The sequence below is a fragment of the Flagellimonas nanhaiensis genome (assembly GCF_003382275.1).
GTDB lineage: Bacteria > Bacteroidota > Bacteroidia > Flavobacteriales > Flavobacteriaceae > Flagellimonas > Flagellimonas nanhaiensis.
The window spans coordinates 149680-174824 of record NZ_QTJX01000002.1 but is presented as its reverse complement, the minus strand read 5'-3'; the positions used below and the strand labels follow the sequence as shown (position 1 = coordinate 174824).

The following is a 25145-nucleotide window of genomic DNA, read 5'->3' as shown; positions in this document are numbered from 1 at the left end:
TAAAAATATATGTCAGATATTGTAAAACCTGCCAACGAAAAGACCCTTCTGGGTCACCCGCAAGGCCTCTTTTACCTCTTTTTCGCCGAATTGTGGGAGCGTTTTAGTTTCTATGGAATGCGTGCCTTGCTCACGCTCTACATGGTCAATGTCATATTCGAGGCCCTGTCTACTAGGGATTATGCTGCTGCTGCAGTTTACGCCTCATATGGGTCATTGGTATATGCATCTACGGTAATAGGGGGTAAAATATCCGATTCCATTTTAGGAATGCGGGCCTCCATATTTTTAGGAGGTATTTTAATGGCCTTGGGCCATTTTGTGTTGGCGATCGAAAACAATATCGCTTTCTTTTTGGCCTTGGCCTTCATTATTGTAGGAAACGGTTTTTTTAAGCCTAACATATCAACCTTTGTTGGGACATTATATAAAGATGGCGATCCAAGAAAAGACTCTGGGTTTACCATATTCTATATGGGAATAAATATTGGAGGCTTCATTTCCCCATTGCTTTGCGGTTGGTTGGGTCAAACCTATGGATGGCATTACGGGTTTGGATTGGCCGGTATAGGAATGTTAACCGGACTTTTGTTCTTCTGGAGCGGAATAAAAAAGAACGTATTTGGAGAAGGAGGAAAACCCCCGAGTATGGAAGTATACGAGAAAAAAGTCATGGGACTTCCGCAGCATAATTTGGTTAGATTATTGGCCTTTTTATCGGCTCCATTGATTGCTTTTTTGCTGTATTCCTATAAATCATTAGGAGGTGAGGGCACTGCTTTTGAAGATACCAATATTGTCAATCTCCTGTTTTATGTGATTGGTGTAGCTGTTATAGTTTATATGGCCTCCATTATGATCAAGGCCACTTCAGATGAACGGAAAAAGCTTTTCATGGCCTTATTGATTACGTTCTTCATGACCATTTTTTGGGGTTTTCACGAGCTTCACGGAAGTGTGATTACTCTTTTCGCGGCTAGAAATGTAAATCTGTCCTTGATCAATGCCAGTCAGACCAATGCGCTGAATTCTATGTTCATCGTTATTTTGTCTATTCCAATATCCATTATGTGGACCAAATTGGCCAGGAAGAAGTTAAACCCCAGAACACCGTACAAATTTGGTATGGGATTGATTTTTGCCGGCCTTGCCTTTTACGTGGTTTCTTTAAGTGGTGGAAGTGCAGATGAAAATGGAATGGTGCCTTTTTCCTATTTGCTGTTGCTTTATTTCTTGATTTCTGTTGGAGAGCTGTTCATGTCTCCCGTAGGACTTTCCAAAATAACGGACCTTTCTCCAAAACGCATTGTGGCCTTTATGATGGGAGTTTGGTTTCTGTCATCGGCCTATGCTTTCCAGATTGTAGGGTTTATCTCCAAACAATTGGCCATTGAAAGTGATGATAGCAATGTGGGTGGTTTTGACACCTTGAACGTGTATTTGGATGGCTTCAGCTTAATAGCTAAGTATTCTTTAGTGGCTGGTGTAATCGTTTTGGTTTTCGGGCCTCTAATGAAAAAACTAATGGGCAACGTCCATTAATCTTTTTCCAAACTAAAAACATAAAATCCCTTTTCGCGCGTATCGTGAAAGGGGATTTCTTTTTGGGTACAGGTCTTTTTCCAGCGAAAGACATAACTCTTGTAGTTGCTACCATCCACAAGGACCATTTTGGGTTGAATGGAATCCAGTAAGCGCTCCAGGTTAATTTTTGGCGATTGGGTCAACAGTAAAAAATCGGGTTTTTGGTTTTCAGGATAGATACTCAAGCTATCTATGACATACAATGATTTACCATGAATCGTATAGCTATTTTTCAGTTCGGAGATGGAAGCGGAATGAATTCGTTCCGCAATGGAATAATCCCTTACAATACGGTTGAGATTTGTAGTGTCTTTGGCATGAACATCTAAATGTCGTCCTGTTTGATGTAGGAGAACCGTATTTCTGGATTTATGGAGCAACAAAAGACTTTCCCTCTTTGTGAGCTGTATTTGCCCCCAAATGCCCCAAACTTGAAGGCCAACAATCCCAAAAGTCAACACTAAAGCAGTCTTCCATTTTGGTTTGGAGAGAAAAATAACTAGTGCAATTATGGTCAGATACCCAAGGATCAATTGAAAAGCATCAAAAGGAATATCTTTTATGATGAAACCTTCTTGTTGGGCGAACCAACCTATTACCGAGTTCATGGTCTTGATGGTCCAATTGTATCCTGTGACCAAAAAGGAAGGGAGATAATTGAAAAGCGATAACACAATGGTTAAAACCCCAAAGCCCAAAATCAAACCTAAAAAAGGAATAACCAAAAGGTTGGAGATAAAGAAAAGTGCGGGAAATTGATGGAAATAGAACAGACTGATGGGCAAAACCCCTAATTGCGCAGCAACACTTACCGAGAGTAATTGCCATGTTTTTCGAACGATAAAATTTTCAGGTAGCCAGAACCGTTGAAGTTTGGGATAGATCCAGACAATGGCCAAAACTGCGGCATAGCTCATCTGAAATCCTACTTGGAACAACATCAAAGGTTTTACCAGAAGAATAAAGAACATGGACAGGGCAACAATGTTGAACGAGTTTGTAGGTCGATTCAGATAGAGGGCATAAGCCAAAAAAGAGAACATGGTTACTGCTCGGATGATGGAAGGAGAGAGCCCTGCCACAAAGGCGTATCCCCAAAGCAATAACACAATAAGCACCAATTTGAGGGTGTTGCCTTTAGGCAATCGTTCCAAAGGGGATAAAACGAACTGTAATAGAAGTAGCAAGATGCCTACATGCAAGCCAGATACAGCAAGGATATGTATGGCCCCGGCGTTGGCGTAGTCGTTATAAGTGCTTTCTGAAATATCATCTCTTTGCCCTAACAATAGTGCCTGGATAACGGCTAGTTCCTCTTTTCCAAAGTGCTCCCTCTTTAATTTTGAAATGATATGTTCCCTAGCCCGTGAAGCTTTACCCAATAAAGTCCATGTGTGATGGTTATGGACTAGAACTGATTCGGGATTTACCCTTATTTGATGGAAGATTCCCTGTTTCTTTAGGAAATCTTTGTAATTGAACTGATGTGGATTCAATGGAGGTTTGATATCCTCAGGTTTTGAAAAAACATATAGTTCTTCATCCACCTGATATTTTGTTCCAGTGGAATCAATTGGAAGGTTCAAAACCATCTTTCCATTGCATTTTTCATTATCCCTAGAGATTACCTGAACCACATAACGTTGGGAAAAAGAGTTGGGCTTCAATACCTCCCTAACCTTTAAGTTCCACAAACTTTCTTTCCCTAAATCATGATGGGAATAATGGTTTTTCAATCCCTTGGAACTATCCATACCCACCACAAAAACTCCTACAAGAATGGTGGCCAATACAGTGACAATCTCAAAATAGGGAAAGCCTTCCCGCGGCTGTTTCTTTTTGAACCAATACAACAAGGGAAGCAAAGCCAATATGGCCATGAAAGGGGTGTAAGGGGCTATATCCAAATAGAAGCCCAAGAGAATGCCTGTGACTAGGCATAGTGTCAACCGAATTGACACAAAGCTAAAGGCGCGCATTAAAGAATACGCATGGCTTTAACAAAGGCATAGTTCCAATACCCTTCCCGGAGGGAAGATACTAGAACGCCTCTGGAGGTTGTGGCGTGAATAAATTTTATGTCGTCTCCCTTAACATCCACCACCAAACCTACATGGTTGATGCGGTTTCCGCGCTTGCTGGTCTTAAAAAAGAGAAGATCTCCCTTTTGTACCTGCCTCACTTTTATTCGCTCACCTTCGTTGGCCATGAGATAGGAGGTGCGAGGAAATAAAATGTCGTTTTCCTTTAAGGAAACATAGATTAGACCAGAGCAGTCCATGCCCTTTTTTGTAATGCCCCCGTATTTATATCGGGTGCCAGAAAAGCCCATGGCAGTAGTAATTATAGCCTCGGCCTTGGTATTTTTTCGTTCTTCCTTTTTGGATTTTCTGGAAGAAATGTCTTCGGTGGACCCCTCTACCGTAATGGTTCGGGTCTTGCTGTAGGTGCGTTTTCTTTTGCCGGGGCCACAGGCCACAAAGGCAGAAAGAAATAGTAAGAAAATGGTTTTGCGTAACATCCAAGAATAGTATTGCATTCTTGGAAGCTAAATCTAAGCATTTTTAACGATTAATTGAGCGGCCAATTGACTGGCACCTTTTCCGCCTAATTTTTTGCGGAGTTCCTGGTAATCCATCAAGATGCGTTCCCTGTCCTTTCCTTCAATTATTTTTGACAACTCTATTTTAAGATTCTCTGTCGTCAGTTCATTCTGAATCAGTTCTTTAACCACCTCTTTGTCCATGATGAGGTTCACAAGCGAAATAAAATCCAAAGTAATGATACGCTTCGCGATTTGATAGGAAATCCAATTTCCTTTGTAGCATACCACTTGAGGGATTTCAAAAAGAGCGGTTTCCAAAGTGGCCGTTCCACTGGTGACCAATGCGGCATGGGAGTGTTTCAATAAAGAGTAGGTTTGGTTGGAAACGAATCCTACGTTTCCGCTCAAAAAGGATTTGTAAAAAGAATCGGGTAGGCTTGGGGCTCCGGCTATCACAAATTGATATTCGGAAAAATCTTCTTGCACCGACAGCATAACCGCCAACATCTTTTGTACTTCTTGCCTTCGGCTTCCAGGAAGAAGGGCAATAATTGGTTTAGTGGGATCCAGATTATTTTCGCTTCTGAATGCTGCCTCCTCTACAATCGTGGTATTTTCAATGGCATCAATTAGTGGGTGGCCCACAAAATGTACAGGATAATCATGTTTTTTCTCGTAAAAATCCTTCTCAAAAGGAAGAATCACATACATGTTGTCGATGTCCCTCTTTATCTTTTTTATTCTGCCTTCGCGGGAAGCCCAGATCTGTGGAGAGATGTAGTAGTTGGTCTTAAACCCTTGTTGCTTGGCCCATTTGGCAATACGAAGGTTAAATCCGGAGAAATCAATGAAAATGATCAGGTCGGGATTGAATTTCTGGATATCTTCCTTGCAGAATGCTATGTTTTTGAAGATGGTGGGAATGTTTTTGATGACTTCCAAAAATCCCATAAAGGCCATTTCTTTGTAGTGTTTGGCCAGTTCACCTCCTGCCTGTTGCATTAAATCTCCTCCCCAACAACGAATTTGAGCCTCTTTATCCTCTTTTTTAAGAGCTTTAATGAGGTTGGAGCCATGCAGGTCTCCAGAAGCTTCGCCAGCTATGATGTAGTACTTCATGCGAAAATATCAAATTCTAAAACTGTCATTGGATCTCTAGGTTTAACCAAAGACCTTATAAAACAATATGATCAAAGCGGTCAGCAATGTGGCTATCATTACGCCCCTTGCCCTATGCTCTCTTTTTATCCGAAGGAAACCAAAAAAGGCAACCAGGTTTAGTATGGCACCTAGGGCCAATAAGCTACCCAAATGGCCTTGTTTGATTGCAGCATCAAATGTTTCCAGAATACCCATATCGGAAAACAATAGAATATAGAGCAAAGTACCAAAGGTATTGGCAATGATGCCCACGATAAAACCGATTATTATTTCCTTTTTGCTGTTCATCAAAAATTCCAATTATTGATTTGGTGAATGGCATGGTGTGCCGTTAAGTCGAATTGAGTTGGGACCACAGAAATATAGCCCTGCGCCAATGCCCATTCATCGGTGTCCTCTCCTTTGTCCAAAAGTTCAAATTCTCCAGTTAACCAATAGTAGTTCTTTCCAGAGGGACTGGTCCTTTTATCAAATTTCTCCTTCCAGTTGCCCCTTGCCTGCCTGCAAATTTTAATTCCTTTGGGTTCATCCTCAGTTTTGGGAATGTTCACATTAAGTACTGTACCCTTTGGAATACCGTGGGTCAACGCTTCCCGAACTATTTTTTTTACAGCGGACAAAGATGGTTTAAAGTTGGCCTCCCAGGAATAATCGCATAGCGAAAACCCTATGGCGGGAATACCTTCTATGCCTGCTTCAATGGCGGCGCTCATGGTACCTGAATAAATTACATTGATGGACGAATTTGAACCATGATTGATCCCGCTCACACAGATATCTGGCTTTCGGTCCAAAATAACACGAAGCGCCAATTTGACACAGTCCGCAGGGGTTCCACTACAACTATATTCGGTGGGAGCTCCTTCTTTTTGGTCAATCACAACTTTTTTCGAAAACAAGGTGCTATCAACGGTAATGGCATGTCCCATACCAGATTGGGGACTGTCTGGAGCCACTACTACCACATCTCCGAGTTCCTTCATCACTTGTATCAAAGCCCTAAGTCCAGGAGCGGTTATACCGTCATCATTGGTTACCAGGATCAGTGGTTTTTTCATTTTATATAATTAATGCCGTAAAAATACGTTTTTCATAAGGATATGGAACTTGGGTGGTTTAACAAAAAATTAAATGCCACAGACAGTGCTGGCACGGTTTTTTCAGTATCTTAGGTAATCCATAAAACCTGAAATGATGGATGGCAGACCATCAATTTGATGATTTTTTTTGTCAAATTGTTTCGCTCAAGAAAAAAACAGATTATGAAAAAGAACTTTATCTGGGCACTATTGGTAATCCTTTTTGCGGTTGCCTCTTGTAGCTTTACCAACAAATCTTTTGAAAGCAATGACAAGGATAAATTGTTGTTGGACCTGATTACCTACGTGTTGGAACGGGGACATTATGAACCAAAAGACCTAAACGATACTTTTAGCTCCAACGTATTCGATGACTTCATAGACATCCTTGATCCTACCAAGAGATATTTCCTTCAAAGTGATATTCGAGAGTTTGAAAAATACAGGTTTATGATCGATGATGAGATCAGAAACACTGAGATCAACTTTTTTAATGTGGTATACCAACGTTTGATGAAACGTATGGATGAGGCCAAGGAAATTTATAGGGAAGTATTGGTTGAGCCCTTTAATTATACTTTGGATGAAACCATCAATATTGACTATAAAGAACAAGAATTTGCTTCCAACAAAAAACAACTTAAAGAACGTTGGAGAAAGCAGTTAAAATACAATACACTTGCTGTTTTTGAGAACAAGGTAGAAAACAGGATTGTGGAAATAGAACAATCTGTAGGTGATGAAATTGCTTCTCAAGCCTATACATTCAATACAATTCCCACGAATGTAGACAAAGCTTTGACCGAAGAAGAAGCCAGGGACAACACAAAGAACACTTTGGATGAATTCTTTGATTTTGTTGACGACCTAGAACGTGAAGATTGGTTTGTACAGTACATCAATACCATAGTGGACGAATTTGATCCACACACCTTTTATTTTGCACCAGATGACAAAGAAAAATTTGACATCGGGATGTCAGGTAAGTTTGAAGGTATTGGTGCCCGATTGCAGAAAAGACCAGAAGGCGCAAAAATTGTAGAAATCATATCAGGCGGACCTATCTGGAGAGAGCAAACTCTCGAGGTTGGGGACGAAATATTAAAAGTTGGTCAAGATGGAGAAGAGCCTACAGATATTGTGGGTATGCGACTGGATGATGCCATTAAATTGATCAAAGGACCAAAAGGTACTGTGGTAGACCTTACCGTGCGTAAGGTGGATGGCACCATTGAGGAAGTTTCCATAACCCGGGATGTGGTTGAATTGGAAGAATCGTATGCAAAATCCGCTACGATCCAAAAAGAGACCAACAAGTACGGATTGATCAATCTACCCAAGTTCTATGTGGATTTTGAAGACTACACGGAGCGAAATGCAGCAACAGATGTAGCCAAAGAAGTAGAACGTCTTAAGGAAGAAGGTGTAGAAGGTATTGTGCTCGATCTTAGGGATAACGGCGGCGGTTCTTTGAAGACTGTGGTTGAAATGGCCGGATTGTTCATCAAAGATGGTCCAATTGTCCAGGTGCGTTCATCAGGGCAGCGCAAAGAAGTCCACGAAGATAAAGATGAGCGTATTCAGTGGGATGGCCCATTGGTGATCTTGGTAAATGAACTATCAGCATCTGCCTCCGAGATTTTGGCGGCGGCGATGCAGGATTATAAAAGAGCTGTAGTAATTGGCAGTAAGCAGACTTTTGGAAAGGGAACCGTTCAAAATGTAATTCCTTTGGACAATATTGTTAGAAGCAATGAGCACGGTGATTTAGGAGCCATCAAGCTTACTACCCAAAAATTCTATAGGATCAATGGAGGTTCCACCCAATTAGAAGGTGTAAAAAGTGACATTGTTGTTCCAGATAGATACAGCTATATCGATTTGGGAGAACGTGATCAGGAAAATCCTTTGGGGTGGGACAAGATTACCCCTGCTGATTACCAAGTGTGGGATGGTTACATCGATTTTGAAACCACAGTGGCCAACAGCAAAAAACGAATGGCCAACAATGCACAGATTAAATTGATTGAAGAAAATGCTAAATGGCTGAAAGAGCAACAGGATGAGACCTTGATTTCCTTGAATTATGATTCCTATGTCAAAAAAGGAGAAGAGGCAAAAACACGTTCAGAAAAATTCAATAGTCTACGGGAATATGACTCAAAGCTTACCTTTCAGTCGTTAAAATATGAAACCGAGTTATTCACCCAGGACTCCATCCTCAGAGAAAAAAGAGACAGGTGGCACAAGGACCTAGCAAGGGATATCTATGTTGAGGAAGCTGTAAACGTACTTCGCGACCTTCAGCTTAACAACATCAAGGGAGGAGAGCGAAAATTGGCCAGTGTAAAAGGATAAACCACTTTCTAAAATATATAAAAGCCAACCTTTAGGTTGGTTTTTTTTGTTTGAGAGTCCTTAGTTTTGCCCAAATCCGTTATTTGTGAAAAACAAAACCCTATATACCCTCCTTTTTATTCTATGCGTTATTGGATTCTGGATTTTTGAAAACTTTTATACCCCGGCAACCTATTCCAAATCTGGCTCCAGCGACCCTTCCAATCGTGTGCGAAATGAGTTATTACCTAGCACTACTACCGGAACCATTGTGAAGCACGAATATTTTACACTTTCCTATAGTGAAACACATGAACAAGCTGAATGGGTGGCCTATAAATTGGAAAGAAATCACCTTACCCAAGACGACAGAAACAGACCTTATTTTATTGAAGACCCGAAGATCAAGACCAAATCAGCAGATTGGAGAAACTATAAAGGTTCTGGTTACGACCGGGGGCACCTTTGCCCAGCGGGAGACAGGAGGTTTTCTGAACAGGCCTACAATGAAACTTTTTATACAAGTAACATTAGCCCGCAGAACAGGGAGTTCAATGCTGGGATTTGGAACAGCTTGGAACAACAGGTCCGCTACTGGTGCAAAAGGTATGGCGATTTGGTTGTGGTGACCGGAGGTGTTCTGGAAAACGGATTGGAGGAAATAGGAGAGGAGGATGTAGATGTTCCAGATGCTTTTTATAAGGTGGTTTTGCTTAAGAAAGATGACTCTTTTAAAACGGTGGCATTTCTAATTCCCAATAAAGAAACACAACTCCCCATAAAAAGCTTTTTGGTTTCGGTGGATGAAATTGAGCGCAGAACAGGTATCGACTTCTTTCACAAACTACCTCAAACATCACAGGAAAAACTTGAATCTGGTATTGATATAGATGGTTGGAAGTTCTAAACCCCATCCTTTAAACGGTTGGAATCGAGCTTCAAAAAAATAAAAAGCAGCATAGTAAAAAAGATAAGTCCAGAACCACCATAGCTAAAAAATGGTAAGGGCACCCCAATGGTAGGCAATAGACCGATGACCATTCCAATGTTGATGAAATAATGGAACACTAAAATGGAAATAACTCCATAACCATACATTCGGTTAAAACCATTTTTTTGTCTTTCGGCAAGTTGCACAAGACGAAGAAAGAAGATGGTAAAAAGTAAAATTACCGAGACGGTTCCCATAAAACCCCATTCCTCGCCTACAGAACTAAAGATATAATCTGTATGTTGTTCAGGAACAAAATCTCCCTTTGTTCTGGTACCTTCAAGAAATCCTTTTCCAAAAAAACCGCCAGATTCAATGGCTTTTTCAGATTGATAGGTGTTATAGCCAATGGTCTTTCTGATTTCTTCCAGCTTGCTCTCATCTTTTTCCAGCCCCAACCACAATGCAAAACGATCTCTGTGGCGTTGTTCAAAAACGTTTTCATAAACAAAGTTTACAGACAGGGAAAATAATACCGAGAGTATGATGGTACCTATCACCGGAATTAATGGAATCTTTAGGGAAGCTTTTTTAAAAGTGTAGACCAAAACGGTAAGAATAACCAACCCTATGGCCACCCAAACGGTCCCAAACATCAAAGTAGTGGCAAATAATACGATTATAAACAATAAGATTCCTAAGTAAAACAAAGGAAAACCTTCTCTAAAGAGAACAAAGAACAGTGAAAAGTAGATCAAGGCACTCCCCGGGTCCGGTTGGGGGAGAATCAAGAGAACCGGGACCAGAATAATGATCAAAGCATATAGCTGATGCTTCCAGAGTTTAAGGTCCGTCTGGATATCACTTAAAAACTTTGCAAGGGCTAGAGCAGTGGCCACCTTTGCCAACTCTGAAGGCTGTAGATTAAAAAAGCCTAGGTCGTACCATGAAGTTGCTCCGGCAATGGTCTTTCCAAAAACAAAAAGCCCCAGCAATAAAACCATGCAGATGATATAAAAGATAGAAGCAAACCTTTCAAAAAAGTTGGTTTCAATAAAAAGGACCAAGATTACGCCCAGAAGGGCAAGCCCAGCAAAAAAGAGCTGTTTGCCATATAGCGTTGAAAAATCGAATATGGAAACGTTGGGATCACTTAGCGTGGTAGAATAAATATTTACCCAGCCTATGAGCACAAGTAGGAGATAGAGAAAAACGGTCAGCCAGTCTAATCTGCCAAAAAGCCCTCTACCAGACATATTCATTTATCTTGAATGGTTCTCCACTGTATGGCTTGGCATACTCGTGCTCCAAGGTTTTCTCTAGCATGCGCTTTTCCAAATCTTTTCTTGTAATCTCACCTTTAATGTATTTCTCGATCAAGAGTGAAGCAATATGCCCCGCATATCGAGCGCCATAGTAACCATTTTCAATATAAACGGCCAGGGCAATTTGGGGGTTTTCGATGGGTGCAAAAGCCACAAAGATTGAGTGATCTGTAAGTTGCATTCGCTCCCCGTTGACCCTGACGAAATTCTCAACCGTACCTGTTTTACCAGCTATTTCAACCCCTGGAATCTGAATCCATTTTGCCGTACCATATTTGTATACGTTGGCCATACCTTGGATTACAGGTTCAAAATGCTTTCTGTCGATAGTGGTATAATGGGGTTCCGTATACTTTGGATCAATCCCACCGGTGTTTCCTATGTTTTTGATAACATGTGGTGTGTAAAAATAGCCATGGTTGGCTATTGCTGCCGTCATGTTGGCCAGCTGTAGAGGAGTGGCAGCAACTTCCCCTTGACCTATGGAATTGGAAATAATAAATGAAGAGGCCCATCGGTTATCTCCGTAAGCTCTATCATAATAGGCTTTATTTGGAATCCTTCCAGGTCTTCCGGTAGGGAGGTCGGTACCCAAATAACCACCTAGGCCAAAACTTCTCATATGTTTTTCCCACACATCCATGCCTTCATCCGTTGTGGCGTATTTACCGTAGATTTTTCTAAAAGTCCCGGCAAAATAGGCATTGCAGGACTGATATATTCCAGAGTTCATATCTCGCACGCCACCACCACAATGACATCCTCTTTTGACGTTGCCCACATAAAAACCATTATAGCAACGGAATTTTGTGGTAGGGTCAATAACTCCTTCCTGTAGCCCAACGAGGGCATTGAGGGTCTTAAAAGGTGATCCAGGAGAGGGTTCTGCCAAAATAGAGCGGTCCCAAGTGGGCTTGGAGATGGTATCGTAATGAAGTTTGTTGTAGTTTTTTGAACGTTCCCTTCCTACCAGAAGAGCAGGATCGTACGTGGGTCCAGATATCATGGCCAGAATCTCACCAGATTTTGGGTCCAAAGCCACAATACCACCACGTTTACCTTGCATTAATCGTTCTCCATACTCTTGAAGGGCTTTGTCCAGTGTAATGTGAATTTCTTTTCCCTGTTCTGGCAAAGTGTCCAGCTTACCATCCTTGTAGGGTCCTATATCTCTATTAAAACGGTCCTTTTGAATGAACTTAACCCCTTTACGTCCTCTAAGGACCTCTTCATATTGTTGTTCAATCCCTGTACGGCCCTTTAGCTCACCGGCCCTATAGTATGGATTGTTTTTCAAATCCCATTCTCCAACCTCACTAATGTAACCCAATACATTGGCGGCACTGTTGGTTGCATAATATCGTAAGGACCTCTTTTGAATATAGAATCCTTTAAAATGCCTCATTTTTTCCTGAAGTCTGGCATAATCTTCTTTGGATAGTTGGGGAACCAGAACGGAAGGTAGTCTTGGGGAATAGGTTCGTGCCCTTTTCATTTTTTGAAGGAATGTGGGCTTGTCTATACCAAGTAGTCCACAAAATTCCAAGGTATCCAACGGTTTTACCTCCCTGGGAATTACCATTACATCATAAGCGGCTTGATTCCCCACAAGAAGCTCTCCGTTACGATCGTATATATAGCCCCTTTCAGGATAATCATAAATGGCTTTGATTGCTGGATCTTCCAATGTTTGGTCAGGGGAAAAGCGAAAAAGCTGCAAATAGGACAGCCTCCCAATGAAGGTGAATCCTATAATGATGATGACAGAAGATAAAAGTAATTTTTTCATCAACAGACAAATTAATGCATACCCTGTTATGTTTTAACGAAACAACACTTTTTTTATTCGCTTCTAGGGCTAAAAAGCGAACTGAACAGTGCACATAATACCAAAGTTACAATACCTGTGGCAAATACTTTTTTCAAAATTAAGACGAAGTGGGATATGCTCAATATCTCCAAAGAGAAGAAAACAACCTGGTGAACAAAAACCAACAGACCAAGAAATGTAAGTCTCTGTATTGGTGTTGTATTCTTAAAACTGAAATTTTGAAACTCGTAGTTGACCCCAAAACAGAACCGCATCAACAGAGGTCTGGTATAGGCTACGGTAAGTGATGCGACCGTATGTAGGGCCAGTGTGTCGGAAAAAATATCAATGGTGAGCCCTAATATGAAGGAAACCAAAATAAATATTGCTCGGTTTGCTTTAATGGGGTACCAGTAAAAAAAGATGACATAGACCAGGGGATTAATGAATCCCATGAAATTAAGCGTGTTGAAAATCAGGACCTGAGCCAAGATCAACAGTATAAACCTAAAACCGTTAAGAAATATTACACTATTCATTGGCGGTTGTCGCTTCCAGAGCTTCGATTTCTTCTTTGTTCTTATTCATGATCAAATACACGTTCTTAATATTGGCCATGTCATTGAACAGCTCCACATCTATATTATAAAAACTTCTAGATGTATTTAGATCATATTTTTTGATGACACCAATAGGGATATTTTCGGGAAAAATACTGGACATGGCCCCGGTTACTATGGTGTCTCCAACAACCAAAGGCACCAATCTGGGAATATCCACCAACTGCACCACCGTATAATCTTCGGAGTTCCATACAAGGGACCCAAAATAATTGGTGTTCTTTATTTTGGCATTGATGTTCGACTTGGTATTCAGCACACTTTGTACGGTAGCAAAATTGTTTGAAGTATTCTCTACAATTCCTAAAATCCCTTTGGTTGTGATCACTCCCATATCTTGGGTCACCCCATGTTTTTCTCCTTTGTCAATGGTAATGTAGTTTCTAGGCGAGGCAAAACTATTTTTAATTAGGTTGGCACTCATTACCTCGTAGTTTAGAGAGAGTGTGTCAATACTTTCTGGACCGTCAACGTTGCTGTTAAAGAGCATTTTTCGCAATCGTTCATTTTCTTGGACTAGTCGCGTATTTTCTTCACGAAGTCCAAAATAGGAAGAAACATTGGCGCTCAGGTTATAAACATTACCCGTAAGCCATTTGGAAGAGTTGAAGAATTTGGACTGATGGTACGAGTGAGACCTAACCGTAATCACCAATGATACAAACGTAAGAAACCCATAAAGAAAGGCATTTCTATAGCGAAGGATAAAATTGATGATGCGTTGCATGCAATCTGAGTCTAGTTAAGAAAGTTTGAACGCTATTCCTCGGACAATTTAGTTATCTAAACCGCCCTATTTGATTAATATGCTCTTGTAACGTTCTAAATTTTTGAGTGCTATACCCGTACCACGTACTACGGCACGCAATGGGTCTTCTGCAATGTAAACGGGTAGGTCCGTTTTTTGCGAAAGCCTTCTATCCAGTCCTCTGAGCATAGATCCTCCACCTGCTAGATAAATTCCGGTGTTGTAAATATCGGCTGCCAATTCTGGAGGAGTTTGTGAAAGAGTTTCCATTACGGCATCTTCTACCCGCAGAATACTTTTGTCCAATGCTTTGGCAATCTCTCTATAGGAAACTTGTACCTGTTTTGGTTTTCCAGTTAATAAATCCCTTCCTTGAATTGATTTGTCCTCTGGCGGGGATTTTAAATCTTCGGTGGCCGATCCAATTTCAATTTTTATTGCTTCCGCAGTACTTTCACCAACATAAAGGTTGTGCTGGGTGCGCATGTAGTAAATGATGTCATTTGTGAATACGTCCCCTGCAATTTTCACTGACTTGTCACAAACAATTCCACCCAATGCAATCACGGCAATTTCCGTGGTACCACCCCCTATGTCCACAATCATATTTCCTTTGGGCTGCATAATGTCTAATCCAATACCAATGGCAGCGGCCATAGGCTCGTGGATAAGGTATACTTCCTTTCCGTTTACCCGCTCCGCGGATTCCCGAACGGCGCGCATTTCAACTTCAGTAATTCCGGAAGGTATACAGATAACCATTCTTAACGCAGGGGGAAACCATTTTTTCTTTAATGCCGGTATGTTCTTGATGAACATGTTGATCATTTTCTCCGAAGCATCAAAATCGGCAATAACCCCATCTTTCAATGGTCTAATGGTCTTGATGTTTTCATGGGTTTTGCCCTGCATCATATTGGCTTCTCGGCCCACAGCAATGATTTTCCCCGATATACGGTCCCTAGCAACAATAGAAGGGCTGTCCACCACAACCTTGTCCAAATGAATGATCAATGTATTTGCGGTGCCCAGGTCAATCGCAACTTCCTCCGTCATAAAATCAAAAAATCCCATAGAAAGCTCAAGTTTTTGGATTAGCGAAAAAAATATCGGCTAATGTACTAAAATTAATGCTTAAAATGCCTAGTGCCAGTCATTACCATGGCCAAACCATTTTCGTTGCAATAATCAATGCTCAATTGGTCCTTAATGGATCCTCCCGGTTGAATCACACTTCTAATACCCGCTTTATGTGCAATCTCCACACAATCAGGGAAGGGAAAGAAGGCATCGCTCGCCATTACAGCGTCCTCCAAATCAAAATTGAAGGATTTGGCCTTGTGAATGGCCTGGTTTAGCGCATCTACCCTGGAGGTCTGTCCCGTACCGCTGGCACATAGCTGTTTGTTCTTTGCAAGAACTATGGTGTTGCTTTTGGTATGCTTGCACAATTTCGAAGCAAATATCAAATCGTCAATTTCTCGTTGAGAAGCTTTTTTATCGGTAACCGGATTTAGATCTTGCTCTTGATCGGTCTTAAGGTCTTTATCTTGAACCAGAACCCCATTCAAACAAGTTCTCACCAAAGTAGAAGGAAGCGCTATTTGGTTTTGAACCAATATGATTCGGTTCTTTTTCCCCTTTAAAATTTCTAGGGCGTCATCAGAAAATTTTGGAGCGATGACCACTTCGCAGAAAAGCTTGTGGATTTCTTCTGCGGTACCTTTGTCAATTTCAACATTGGAAATTAAAATACCTCCAAAGGCAGAAACAGGGTCACCGGCCAGGGCATCCACATAAGCTTGTTTTATAGTATCCCTGGTTGCCAAACCACATGCATTATTGTGCTTAAGAATGGCAAAAGTTGGATCGTCATTTTTGAACTCCTCCATTAAGTTTACCGCGGCATCCACATCCAATAGATTGTTATAGGATAGCTCCTTTCCGTGTAGTTTGGTGAACATGGCTTCAAAATCACCGAAGAAAATTCCTTTTTGGTGTGGATTTTCCCCATATCTGAGTACTTGTCCCTTAAGCTCACTAATTTTCAAAGCTGTTTCTTCATTATCCTGGTTGAAATAATTGAAGATTGCTGTATCGTAATGCGATGAAATATTGAAAGCCTTAGTGGCAAAACGCTTGCGGTCTTCAAGAGTGGTCATTCCATTTCCTACGGAAATGACATTCAAAAAATCCCCATAATCTTCCATTGAAGAGACACATAGAACATCTTTGAAGTTTTTGGCTGCCGCTCTGATCAACGAAATACCCCCAATATCAATTTTCTCAATAATGTCCTGTTCAGAAGCGCCACTAGCCACAGTTTTTTCAAAAGGATAAAGGTCAACAATGACAATATCCAGTTGTGGAATGTTGAACTCTTCCATTTGGGTAACATCACTTTCATTATCCTGTCTGTTAAGTATTCCCCCAAAGACCTTGGGATGAAGGGTTTTTACTCGACCTCCCAAAATGGAAGGATAACTTGTAACTTCTTCTACTGGGACGACATTGATTCCCAAATCCCGGATGAATTTTTCAGTGCCCCCTGTGGAATATAAGGTTACACCAAGCTCATCTAGCTTTTTTACAATTGGTTCAAGGCCGTCTTTGTGGAATACGGAAATTAGTGCAGCAGAAGCTTTTTTGGAAGTGTTCATTGTGTGTCTTAAAAATCAATTTCTTAAGCACACAAAAGTAATTTTTTTGTCCCTAAAAAGCTGGAAGGGTTATCAACAAAATGACAGAAGTTTTACAGAACTTTGGCCACTTCGGCATTGACAAATTCCAAAAACCGCTCATCTTCCTCAGTAAATGGGTCAGGGGTGTTGGAATCAATGTCAATCTGACCAATATTCTTTCCATTTACAAAAAGAGGGACCACAATTTCAGCTTTTACCGTGATGCTACATGCAATATAATTGTCCTGGGCAGAAACATCGGGAACCACAAAGTTTTCATTGCTTACTGCCACTTGTCCACAAATGCCCTTGCCAAAAGGTATCGTTGTGTGATCCGTAGGTTCTCCTGCATAAGGGCCAAGCTTTAGTTCTTCCTTATTACCGTTCCTAAAATAAAACCCAACCCAATCATAATAGTCGATACTATCACGTAGAAGTTCGCAGATTTCTTCTAAACGGGCATCTACATTCTTGCTTTCATTGTTGAGAATGGAGAGGACTTTTGGTCTTAATGATGTAAGCATGGGATTAATTTTTTGCAAATGTATTTCATTTGGGATTAGGTCGATAATTGTTCCAAAACTTTATCAAAAGCACCTTAAAGTTTAGTTAAGGAAACTGCCAGAAAATACCCAAAAAGGAAATAAATCGTAATTTTACCCCTGTGAAATCGATTTTTCGAAATATCACTTCTACGTTTCTTGCCTTGATGGTGTTGTTCTCCACAGTCTCTTGGACCGTGGACAAACACCTTTGTATGGGTAGGGTCATGGACATTTCCTTTTTTGCCCATGCAGAGGATTGTGGTATGGAAGAAGCAGCCACAGCCATGGGTGAGGAATTGGAAATACCATGCTGTGACGATGAATCCTTCACACTCCAGGGTCAGGATGATCTTAAACTTTCATGGAACGACTTAGATTTAGAGCAGCAGACCTTTTTGGTAACGTTTGCCCAATCTTATCTTGACCTTTACACTCCATTGGAGGAACTCCCTGTTCCCAATGAAAAATACCCGCCGCCTATTTTGGTGAGGGATGTCCAGGTCCTGGATCAGGTTTTCTTGATTTGATGTATTGAATTGATACTGTTGCTCCCGTCTCATTTATGTGATTCGGGCTTTGGATTTTAATCTATTAATTCTATTCAATACATAATGAAACAAATTTTAATACTGCTTTTATGGCTCCCAATGTTGGTTACCGCCCAGGATCAAATTCAGGGGATGGTTATGGAGGCCAATTCAGAAAATAAACATATTGGACTTGCTGGGGCCAACGTTTACTGGCAAGATTCTCCTATCGGTACCATTACCAAAGATGATGGAACCTTTGCTATTCCCTTTTCAAATAAGTATGATAAATTGATTATCAGCTTTGTTGGGTTTAAAACGGATACGCTTACCATTGACGAACCTAAAATGGTGCATCATTGGCTACAACCCTCAAACCAATTGGATGAAGTAGTACTGGAACAAGAAAGAGAAGCCGTGCAGAAGACCATTTTTTCTTCTCAGAACATGGTCACCATTAATAGTGCAGAGCTCTTAAAAGCGGCCTGTTGCAATCTTTCAGAAAGTTTTGAGACCAATCCTGCCATTGATGTAAATTTCAATGATGCACTAACAGGTACCAAGCAAATTCAGATGCTGGGATTGACCAGTCCTTATTTGCTCATTACGCAGGAAAATATCCCGATGGTTCGGGGAGCTTCCCAAACCTATGGATTGACTTTTACCCCGGGAACCTGGGTGGAAAGTATCCAGATTACCAAAGGAGCAGGGAGTGTGGTCAATGGATACGAAAGTATCTCGGGACAAATCAATACCGAGCTTCAGAAACCTTTCACGGACGTTCCTGTTTTTGTGAACGGCTATGCCAATATGAACGGGAGATTGGAATTGAACACCCATCTCAATACCAAATTATCGGACAAATGGAGTACCGGGCTTTATCTGCACGGAAACCGAAGGGATGTTGAGGTGGATAACAATGATGATGGTTTTTTGGATACCCCTCTGGCCAATCAAATCAATATCATGAACCGATGGCAATATCAGAATCCCGAGAAAGGCTGGGTGAGCTTTTTTAATCTTCGTTTTTTAAATGATGAAAAACAAGTAGGACAAGAAGATTTTGACCCTGATTCCGATAGATTCACCACTAACTCTTGGGGTAGTGAAATTGATACCAAAAGATTTGATGGGTCTCTTAAACTAGGATATGTATTTCCCAATCTACCTTTCCAAAGTTTTGGTTTTCAGGCATCCTATAGCCATCATGCCCAGGATTCTTATTATGGTTTCAATACCTATGATATTGATCATGAGAGCATTTATTCCAATTTGCTGTTCAATTCAATAATAGGAAATACCAAGCACAAGTTTAAGACGGGTCTTTCTTTTGCCTATGATGGTTACGATGAACAGGTCAATGGACAAGCTTTCAGCAGGTCGGATAGGTCTGCGGGCGTATTCTTTGAATACAACTACACAAATTTGGAAAAATTGAGCTTAACGGCGGGAGCCCGATTGGACACCCATAATCGCTTGGGCACTTTCTTTACGCCAAGACTGCATGTGCGATATACACCTTGGGAAAAGGCCAGTCTTAGAGGATCCTTTGGACTTGGAAGAAGAGCGGCCAATATCTTTGCGGAGAACCAAAGAATGTTCGCTTCCGCAAGAACAATCCAATTAAATGGAAATGGAGGCAACATTTATGGTTTTGATGCTGAGAAAGCAGTGAACTTTGGGTTTGGTTTTATACAAAGATTTACTTTGTTTGAGCGGCCAGGTGATTTTTCCATAGATTTTTACAGGACTGATTTTGATAATCAGGTTGTGGTTGATTGGGAAAATCCTCGAGAGGTAAGGTTTTCAAATCTGGAAGGGAAGAGTTATGCCAATAGCCTTCAAGTAGAATTGAACCATGAAATACTCCCTAAGTTGGAATTGCGTACCGCATACAAATTTTATGATGTAAAAACAGATTTTCAAACAGGGTTGTTGCAAAAACCTTTGCAAGCAAGACATCGATATTTTGCCAACTTGGGATATAATACGGAGCTTACTGAAAATGGGTCGCAATGGCGATTCGATTATACAGTCAACCTAATTGGAGAACAAAGACTGCCAAGTACATTGTCAAATCCAGTAGAATTTCAATTGGGTGATTTTGCAGACGGATACAGTTTGATGAACGCACAGGTCACCAAAGTTTTCTCCAGAAAGTTTGAAGTATATCTTGGTGGGGAAAACCTGACGAATTTTAGACAGGGCAATGCTGTTTTGGGAGCGGATGACCCCTTTGGAACAAATTTTGACACTACCATTGTATACGCTCCAATTTTTGGACGGATGCTATACATGGGTTTTAGATTTAAATCGTAAACAATTAAATAAACATAAAAATGAAAAATAGCATATTGGTTTTAGCCTGTTTATTGGTCTCGTTGACCGCAATGGGCCAGCAAAAGAATAAGAAAATGACCTTTGAGGTGGATGGGAAGTGCGAAATGTGCAAAATGCGCATTGAGAAAGCTGCCCTAAATGTGCCTGGGGTAAAATATGCGCTTTGGGATATTCCAACACATCAGTTGTCTTTGGTAGTGGATGAGCGTAAAACTGACCCTATGAAGATCAAGACCGCATTGGCAGAGGTAGGACATGATACCAAGGAGCTTAAGGCCACCCAGGAAGCCTACGATGATATTCATCCTTGCTGTAAATACAGGGAGGACAATACAGATGATAGCGACAAACACTAATGGAACATACCTATACCGTTACAGGAATGACATGCCAGGGCTGTGCGTCCTCGGTAATGGAAAAGTTGTCCAAAGTTGATGGTGTACGAGAGGTGAACGTGGACCTTGAGCAAGGAGAGGCGAAAATTACCATGAAAAATCATGTGCCGCTCCAAAAGTTTCAATCTGCTCTTTCAGAGAAGTATGGCATTGAGGAAAAGGGTAACCATGTGATGGAAATGTTGCATGGTCAGGAAAAATCAAAATGGGTACAATTACGTCCTTTATTTTTGATTTTTGCCTATCTATTTTCTGCCGCTTTTTTGTTAAACTTTAAAGATTGGAGCATCTCTGAGGCCATGTTGGACTTCATGGGACTGTTTTATGTCGTATTCAGCTTTTTCAAGTTTTTGGATTTAAAAGGATTTCCGGAAAGTTTTGGAATGTATGATCCATTGGCCAAAGTGCTCCCTATCTATGGATGGGTATATCCATTTATGGAACTTGGACTTGGAATACTTTTTTTAATGCGAATCCAGATTCAGTTTGCCCTGATAGTTACAGTGGTGATTCTTGGAATTACCACCTTAGGTGTCACCAAGACTTTGTTGGACAAAAAATCCATTCGTTGTGCATGTTTGGGAACTGCCTTAAATCTTCCCATGACCGAAGCGACATTCATAGAAAATGCCATCATGTTGGTTATGGCAGTATGGATGTTGATGATTTAAAATGTAATAGGTCCCTTCTACATCAAAACTGGTGTAAAAGGGACTTTTACTGTCCTAATTTAATTACAAATGCCTCGGTATTCAGCAATTGTTGTTTTTTGCTCTTTGGAATGCTTATGATGAGGTAATCATCAACCTTTTTGGTTTTTAGCTGAATATTTGGCCCTAAAAGTGTTGCTCTCATTCTTTTTTGACCTTTTGTCAACGGGAATTTGATTTCTGATGGAAGTGTGTCTTGACCTTCTTTAATAAGATTGATTAAATAAATGACATCGCCTTTTGAGGTAAGGCACACATTGTCAAATTTGTACGGTTCAACGGCCTTGCTCCCGTAAATGGCTTCACTATTTACCTTCATCCAATCTCCAACTTTTTCTAACAATCGGTATGCACCTTCGTCCAATTCGCCTTCAGGACTAGGGGCAATGTTCAATAATAGATTTCCCCCTTTGGCCACAATGTCCACTAAAGTATGTATGGCTTCATGGCTGGTCATATAGTTTGCATCGAAGGTATAGGACCATCCACCACCGGAAATTATACATGATTCCCATGGATATGGCAGTGGTTTTTCAGGAACTCGGTTTTCTGGTGTTAAATAGTTTTGATTTTTTCCATGGACTGCCCTGTCCACAACAATCAACCCAGGTTGTTTCTGTCTTGCTTTAACCACCAGCTCATCCATTTTAATGTCCTGGTTTATTATGCGATGTTTAAGATAGCCATTGGCATTGTCCTTAAGTTGGTGGTCATACCAGCTGGTAATGAAAGATTTTGGTGTTTTGGCGACCCAACCACCGTCCAGCCACAAAATATCCACTTTCCCGTAGTCTGTAAGCAATTCCAAAATCTGGTTATGGGTAAAATCCACATAGTGTTGCCATTTTTCTGGATAGGCCTCTGGTTCATAATTTACATTTCTGTCCCGAGGAGGAAAGTATGGGTCCCAATAATATGGCATGTGCCAATCTGGTTTTGAAAAATAAGCGCCCGCCCACAGTCCTTCATTTCTGAATGAATCAAAGATTTCTTTGGTAATATTTGCTTTGGGATGTGTTGAAAAAGGCGTTTTTGGGTCGGTTACTTTGTAATCGGTGTATTTTGAATCAAACATGGAGAACCCATCATGGTGCTTTGTGGTAAAAACCACATATTTCATTCCAGCATACTTGGCTGCTTTTGCCCATTTATCCGGATTAAACTTAGTGGGATTAAAGGTTTTCTGTAAATTTTCATATTCTTTCTTGTAGGCAAAATAATCATTTGGATTGGCGCCCATCTTGCGCTCGCACCAACCATATTCTTCTGGGCAGAGAGACCAAGACTCCACAATTCCCCATTGACTATAGGGACCCCAGTGCATCAAGAGCCCAAACTTTAAATCTTGCCATTCCTCCAATTTTTTCAGCACCATCGGGTCTGTCTCGGGTACATAACGTTCTTCCTCATAAACAGCTTGGGCATGTAACGTGCTGAAACCCACAATTAGGAAAAATAGTAGGGTTGCCCATTTTCTTTTCTGGAGGTTTTTCATTTCCATTTTGTTTTCAAATTAGTTATCGGTATAGTTTTCCATGGGATTTGTTGGGAATAACTTCGTATCACAAGCATTGCTAATCAATAATAATCTCATCAGCAAAGACCCATGAGGGTAAGCCTGCGTAGTGGTGCCAATATGGAGTTTTTTCGGCTTCAGCCACAACTTTTACATATCTAACTTCTGTTGGGGAAAACTTTTGGTCAAAGTAATTGATTTCATTGATTTTGCTGGTTTTGGTCAAAGGTTTAAGGTTTTTTACGGAGCCAAGCGGAATGAAATTTTTATTGTCCTGTGAACCATAGTAAGTGACTGAAGTAGGAAAAAAGACAACATGATTGGTCACTTGCAGAAAGGCCATGGAGATTGAACTTATGTGTTGAAGTTCTTCCAAATCCACGATTACCTCCATATCTGTTCCAACGTATCCCAGCCAATTGGCATAAAAGCTACTTCCTCCCAGCGCACCATCGGTCAGGACCATTGGGTTTTCATCTGCATACTTTGTGGGGTTGGTGATGGAGATGACTTTTTTACCTTTAGCCTTATTTGGTTTTTTGGCCATTTCCAAAGCTGAAATATAATTGGAGCCGTACTCTTTAACGGTAAATCCCATTTCATTCATCAGGGTAATGTTGTTTTCCTTTGCCGTATTACTAAAGTTGTCCAGAAGTAGAGCCACTTTCGGATTTATGGATTCTATCCCATTTTCATCGGAAAGGGTTAGACTGTAGTTTTCTGATAGATTTTTTCTACTTGCTTCTAGCCTTGCATAGTCAACACCCATACGGGCCATTTTTACTCTTTTGAGTATTTCAGATTTGGAGGCGACGGCTGATTCAGCTTGCTCAAAAAGACGGGAGTATTCATCCAACATTTCTGGGCTTAAGTAAGAATTGAATGCTTCCGAAGGATCACCATATAGGAAGAGAAAAAAATCGTCATCTTCACTTAACTTGGAATGGATCAAATCAACATAACTTTTAACAAAAGGTCCCGCTTCATGATAATAACCATTGGTGAATTGCTCTAGGAGCTCTTCAAAATTCAGATTGGGGTTCCACAGTAATTTGGCGGTGATGTATGATCGTAATTCAAAAAGCTCACTTGGATTATGACTGTGTTGCTCAAAAACCCATTTGGCATTGTTGTCACGAAATAATTCAATATTTGGTTTTAGGGTCTTGATATTTGGAAAGGGAGCCAGGAAGTTTGTGAATTGCGTGGTATAATCCCAAATTCTGATGTTGTTGGTCAATTTCCCCCAGTTTTTTAGGTCATCCGCAAAATCGGTACACTTTTCTGAAATAGGACCACTTCTATCACATTCAATGGAGCAAAGCGTAATCAAAACATTTTCTTCTGGTTTGATTTTTGGAGGTTTACGGGTGTGTTGATAGGCCAGGGTTGAAATGGTCTTGTCGGGGAAAGCTCTGGCCACTTTATTTACAAAGTGAATCATGGTTCCGGCCGGACTTCCCTCTGCTACATCAATTTTGTTGCAATTGGGGCATTGACAATATTGTTGGTTGTCATCCTGGCTTACTGAAATCACCAAAGCATCTGGATGTCTGTCAAAAAGAGCACTAACAGAATCCTTTACAATTTCTAAAACTTTTTCGTTGGTGAGGCATAATTGTGTGGGCAACCTTTTTCCTTCGCGCAAGGCATAATACTCTGGATGGGATTGGTAGAAAACTTCCTCGGGCATGAATTTGTGAAATGTGTGCACCCGGGCCGAAGGAACATATGTAGGGAATGCTTCATAAGTTACTTTGAGCTGGTCTGCAAACTCCGGGTTTTCATAGAAAAGTTTAGAATGTACGGTCCTAGTGGTTATTTCTGGAATATAGCTAAAGTCAATTGGGTCTAAGCTTATTGTGGTAAGCGATGGGATTTCCTCAGCATTTGGTGCATACCATTTGCAATCCAAGAATTTTTCCAAAAACTCATAAACAGCATTATTGGTGGCCATATCGGAACCGCCTGCAATAGAAACATTATCATTTTCGGTTCTAATTCTGATTTGATGCGGGGTTAGTTCCTCCTCTTTTATAGTACCGATATAGATTTTGTTCTTTCCCAAGGTCTGGGAACTTTCGTCAACGAGCTCCAACTTTGCACCACTTATTTTCTGAAGATAGCTTTGGAGTTTCTCAGCTGATTTGTATTGATTCTCGGAGGCACTTCCCAGATGGACAATTTCATAATTGGTTTTTCCATTTTTTACCAAGACAATATGGTCCGAAGAGCAAGAGGTGACCATGATTCCGATAAAAAATAACAATGTGTAGTAAGTTTTCCGCATA

The 25145-nt window shown here is 40.8% G+C and carries 21 protein-coding genes; 7 read left to right on the top strand and 14 right to left on the bottom strand.

Translation table 11 applies throughout. The features are described from left to right. The first annotated feature begins 9 nt into the window (after positions 1 to 9). Entirely contained in the window at positions 10 to 1542 is a 1533-nt protein-coding gene (locus DX873_RS08205; RefSeq protein ID WP_116183978.1) for a peptide MFS transporter, read from the top strand. On the opposite strand, the gene DX873_RS08200 is transcribed toward DX873_RS08205, so the two are convergent. From DX873_RS08200 to surE, 5 genes are all read right to left on the bottom strand, one after another. After that, a complete protein-coding gene (locus DX873_RS08200) occupies positions 1539 to 3464 on the bottom strand; it encodes a ComEC/Rec2 family competence protein (protein WP_232520880.1) in 1926 nt (641 codons plus the stop codon). The genes DX873_RS08205 and DX873_RS08200 overlap by 4 nt on opposite strands. Before the next feature lie 98 nt (positions 3465 to 3562). Beyond that, positions 3563 to 4105, bottom strand: a complete 543-nt coding sequence (locus DX873_RS08195) for a C40 family peptidase (RefSeq protein WP_116183977.1) — start codon at positions 4103 to 4105, stop codon at positions 3563 to 3565. 33 nt (positions 4106 to 4138) lie between these two features. Then, positions 4139 to 5248 (bottom strand): lipid-A-disaccharide synthase, encoded by a 1110-nt coding sequence (lpxB, locus tag DX873_RS08190; RefSeq protein ID WP_116183976.1) that lies wholly within the window; start codon positions 5246 to 5248, stop codon positions 4139 to 4141. Between the two features lie 42 nt (positions 5249 to 5290). Further along, positions 5291 to 5578 (bottom strand): hypothetical protein, encoded by a 288-nt coding sequence (locus DX873_RS08185; RefSeq protein ID WP_116183975.1) that lies wholly within the window; start codon positions 5576 to 5578, stop codon positions 5291 to 5293. Next, the gene (surE, locus tag DX873_RS08180) at positions 5578 to 6348 is read right to left on the bottom strand and encodes a 5'/3'-nucleotidase SurE (RefSeq protein WP_116183974.1); all 771 of its coding nucleotides are present in this window, start codon (positions 6346 to 6348) and stop codon (positions 5578 to 5580) included. The genes DX873_RS08185 and surE overlap by 1 nt, the downstream gene beginning before the upstream one ends. A 204-nt stretch (positions 6349 to 6552) precedes the next feature. Here surE and DX873_RS08175 point away from each other — a divergent pair, with 204 nt between their 5' ends. Both DX873_RS08175 and DX873_RS08170 read left to right on the top strand, forming a co-directional pair. After that, positions 6553 to 8727 carry a carboxy terminal-processing peptidase gene (locus DX873_RS08175; protein ID WP_116184837.1) on the top strand — a complete coding sequence of 725 codons (2175 nt, stop codon included), beginning with the start codon at positions 6553 to 6555 and terminating at the stop codon, positions 8725 to 8727. Between the two features lie 85 nt (positions 8728 to 8812). After that, positions 8813 to 9613, top strand: a complete 801-nt coding sequence (locus tag DX873_RS08170) for a DNA/RNA non-specific endonuclease (protein WP_116183973.1) — start codon at positions 8813 to 8815, stop codon at positions 9611 to 9613. On the opposite strand, the gene rodA is transcribed toward DX873_RS08170, so the two are convergent. The 7 genes from rodA to DX873_RS08135 all read right to left on the bottom strand — a co-directional run bounded on the left by rodA (position 9610) and on the right by DX873_RS08135 (position 17345). Continuing rightward, on the bottom strand, positions 9610 to 10893 hold the full coding sequence (gene rodA / locus DX873_RS08165) for a rod shape-determining protein RodA (RefSeq protein ID WP_116184836.1): 1284 nt from the start codon (positions 10891 to 10893) through the stop codon (positions 9610 to 9612). The two genes, DX873_RS08170 and rodA, sit on opposite strands and share 4 nt — an antisense overlap. After that, complete coding sequence (locus tag DX873_RS08160) at positions 10883 to 12751, bottom strand: peptidoglycan D,D-transpeptidase FtsI family protein (protein WP_116183972.1); 1869 nt, start codon at positions 12749 to 12751, stop codon at positions 10883 to 10885. Before DX873_RS08160 ends, rodA begins: the two co-directional genes overlap by 11 nt. 53 nt (positions 12752 to 12804) lie before the next feature. Next, the gene (locus DX873_RS08155) at positions 12805 to 13311 is read right to left on the bottom strand and encodes a rod shape-determining protein MreD (RefSeq protein WP_116183971.1); all 507 of its coding nucleotides are present in this window, start codon (positions 13309 to 13311) and stop codon (positions 12805 to 12807) included. Beyond that, on the bottom strand, positions 13304 to 14119 hold the full coding sequence (gene mreC / locus DX873_RS08150; protein ID WP_116183970.1) for a rod shape-determining protein MreC: 816 nt from the start codon (positions 14117 to 14119) through the stop codon (positions 13304 to 13306). Before mreC ends, DX873_RS08155 begins: the two co-directional genes overlap by 8 nt. Positions 14120 to 14185: 66 nt before the next feature. Beyond that, complete coding sequence (locus tag DX873_RS08145) at positions 14186 to 15214, bottom strand: rod shape-determining protein (RefSeq protein ID WP_116183969.1); 1029 nt, start codon at positions 15212 to 15214, stop codon at positions 14186 to 14188. 53 nt (positions 15215 to 15267) lie between these two features. Further along, on the bottom strand, positions 15268 to 16800 hold the full coding sequence (gene purH / locus DX873_RS08140; RefSeq protein ID WP_116183968.1) for a bifunctional phosphoribosylaminoimidazolecarboxamide formyltransferase/IMP cyclohydrolase: 1533 nt from the start codon (positions 16798 to 16800) through the stop codon (positions 15268 to 15270). Between the two features lie 92 nt (positions 16801 to 16892). Continuing rightward, positions 16893 to 17345, bottom strand: a complete 453-nt coding sequence (locus DX873_RS08135; RefSeq protein ID WP_116183967.1) for a GAF domain-containing protein — start codon at positions 17343 to 17345, stop codon at positions 16893 to 16895. Between the two features lie 140 nt (positions 17346 to 17485). On the opposite strand from DX873_RS08135, the gene DX873_RS08130 reads away from it, so the two are divergent. From DX873_RS08130 to DX873_RS08115, 4 genes are all read left to right on the top strand, one after another. Continuing rightward, positions 17486 to 17893, top strand: coding sequence for an HYC_CC_PP family protein (locus DX873_RS08130; protein WP_232520879.1), 408 nt, complete (start codon positions 17486 to 17488; stop codon positions 17891 to 17893). Between the two features lie 84 nt (positions 17894 to 17977). Then, the gene (locus tag DX873_RS08125) at positions 17978 to 20212 is read left to right on the top strand and encodes a TonB-dependent receptor (RefSeq protein WP_116183965.1); all 2235 of its coding nucleotides are present in this window, start codon (positions 17978 to 17980) and stop codon (positions 20210 to 20212) included. A gap of 20 nt (positions 20213 to 20232) precedes the next feature. After that, positions 20233 to 20589, top strand: a complete 357-nt coding sequence (locus DX873_RS08120) for a heavy-metal-associated domain-containing protein (RefSeq protein ID WP_116183964.1) — start codon at positions 20233 to 20235, stop codon at positions 20587 to 20589. Further along, a complete protein-coding gene (locus tag DX873_RS08115; protein ID WP_116183963.1) occupies positions 20589 to 21299 on the top strand; it encodes a heavy-metal-associated domain-containing protein in 711 nt (236 codons plus the stop codon). The genes DX873_RS08120 and DX873_RS08115 overlap by 1 nt, the downstream gene beginning before the upstream one ends. 46 nt (positions 21300 to 21345) lie before the next feature. Here the strand turns inward: DX873_RS08115 and DX873_RS08110 are convergent, their stop codons facing one another. Both DX873_RS08110 and DX873_RS08105 read right to left on the bottom strand, forming a co-directional pair. Beyond that, entirely contained in the window at positions 21346 to 22833 is a 1488-nt protein-coding gene (locus DX873_RS08110; RefSeq protein WP_116184835.1) for an alpha-L-fucosidase, read from the bottom strand. A gap of 79 nt (positions 22834 to 22912) precedes the next feature. After that, the gene (locus tag DX873_RS08105; RefSeq protein WP_116183962.1) at positions 22913 to 25144 is read right to left on the bottom strand and encodes a DUF4838 domain-containing protein; all 2232 of its coding nucleotides are present in this window, start codon (positions 25142 to 25144) and stop codon (positions 22913 to 22915) included. Position 25145: the final 1 nt, after the last annotated feature.

What these genes read in the sequence shown, in the direction of transcription:
- DX873_RS08205 (WP_116183978.1), top strand. Translation starts at nt 10, where the DNA reads ATGTCAGATATTGTAAAACCTGCCAACGAAAAGACCCTTCTGGGTCAC.
- DX873_RS08200 (WP_232520880.1), bottom strand. Translation starts at nt 3,464, where the DNA reads ATGGCCATATTGGCTTTGCTTCCCTTGTTGTATTGGTTCAAAAAGAAA.
- DX873_RS08195 (WP_116183977.1), bottom strand. Translation starts at nt 4,105, where the DNA reads ATGTTACGCAAAACCATTTTCTTACTATTTCTTTCTGCCTTTGTGGCC.
- lpxB (WP_116183976.1), bottom strand. Translation starts at nt 5,248, where the DNA reads ATGAAGTACTACATCATAGCTGGCGAAGCTTCTGGAGACCTGCATGGC.
- DX873_RS08185 (WP_116183975.1), bottom strand. Translation starts at nt 5,578, where the DNA reads ATGAACAGCAAAAAGGAAATAATAATCGGTTTTATCGTGGGCATCATT.
- surE (WP_116183974.1), bottom strand. Translation starts at nt 6,348, where the DNA reads ATGAAAAAACCACTGATCCTGGTAACCAATGATGACGGTATAACCGCT.
- DX873_RS08175 (WP_116184837.1), top strand. Translation starts at nt 6,553, where the DNA reads ATGAAAAAGAACTTTATCTGGGCACTATTGGTAATCCTTTTTGCGGTT.
- rodA (WP_116184836.1), bottom strand. Translation starts at nt 10,893, where the DNA reads ATGTCTGGTAGAGGGCTTTTTGGCAGATTAGACTGGCTGACCGTTTTT.
- DX873_RS08160 (WP_116183972.1), bottom strand. Translation starts at nt 12,751, where the DNA reads ATGAAAAAATTACTTTTATCTTCTGTCATCATCATTATAGGATTCACC.
- DX873_RS08155 (WP_116183971.1), bottom strand. Translation starts at nt 13,311, where the DNA reads ATGAATAGTGTAATATTTCTTAACGGTTTTAGGTTTATACTGTTGATC.
- mreC (WP_116183970.1), bottom strand. Translation starts at nt 14,119, where the DNA reads ATGCAACGCATCATCAATTTTATCCTTCGCTATAGAAATGCCTTTCTT.
- DX873_RS08145 (WP_116183969.1), bottom strand. Translation starts at nt 15,214, where the DNA reads ATGGGATTTTTTGATTTTATGACGGAGGAAGTTGCGATTGACCTGGGC.
- purH (WP_116183968.1), bottom strand. Translation starts at nt 16,800, where the DNA reads ATGAACACTTCCAAAAAAGCTTCTGCTGCACTAATTTCCGTATTCCAC.
- DX873_RS08135 (WP_116183967.1), bottom strand. Translation starts at nt 17,345, where the DNA reads ATGCTTACATCATTAAGACCAAAAGTCCTCTCCATTCTCAACAATGAA.
- DX873_RS08125 (WP_116183965.1), top strand. Translation starts at nt 17,978, where the DNA reads ATGAAACAAATTTTAATACTGCTTTTATGGCTCCCAATGTTGGTTACC.
- DX873_RS08120 (WP_116183964.1), top strand. Translation starts at nt 20,233, where the DNA reads ATGAAAAATAGCATATTGGTTTTAGCCTGTTTATTGGTCTCGTTGACC.
- DX873_RS08115 (WP_116183963.1), top strand. Translation starts at nt 20,589, where the DNA reads ATGGAACATACCTATACCGTTACAGGAATGACATGCCAGGGCTGTGCG.
- DX873_RS08110 (WP_116184835.1), bottom strand. Translation starts at nt 22,833, where the DNA reads ATGAAAAACCTCCAGAAAAGAAAATGGGCAACCCTACTATTTTTCCTA.
- DX873_RS08105 (WP_116183962.1), bottom strand. Translation starts at nt 25,144, where the DNA reads ATGCGGAAAACTTACTACACATTGTTATTTTTTATCGGAATCATGGTC.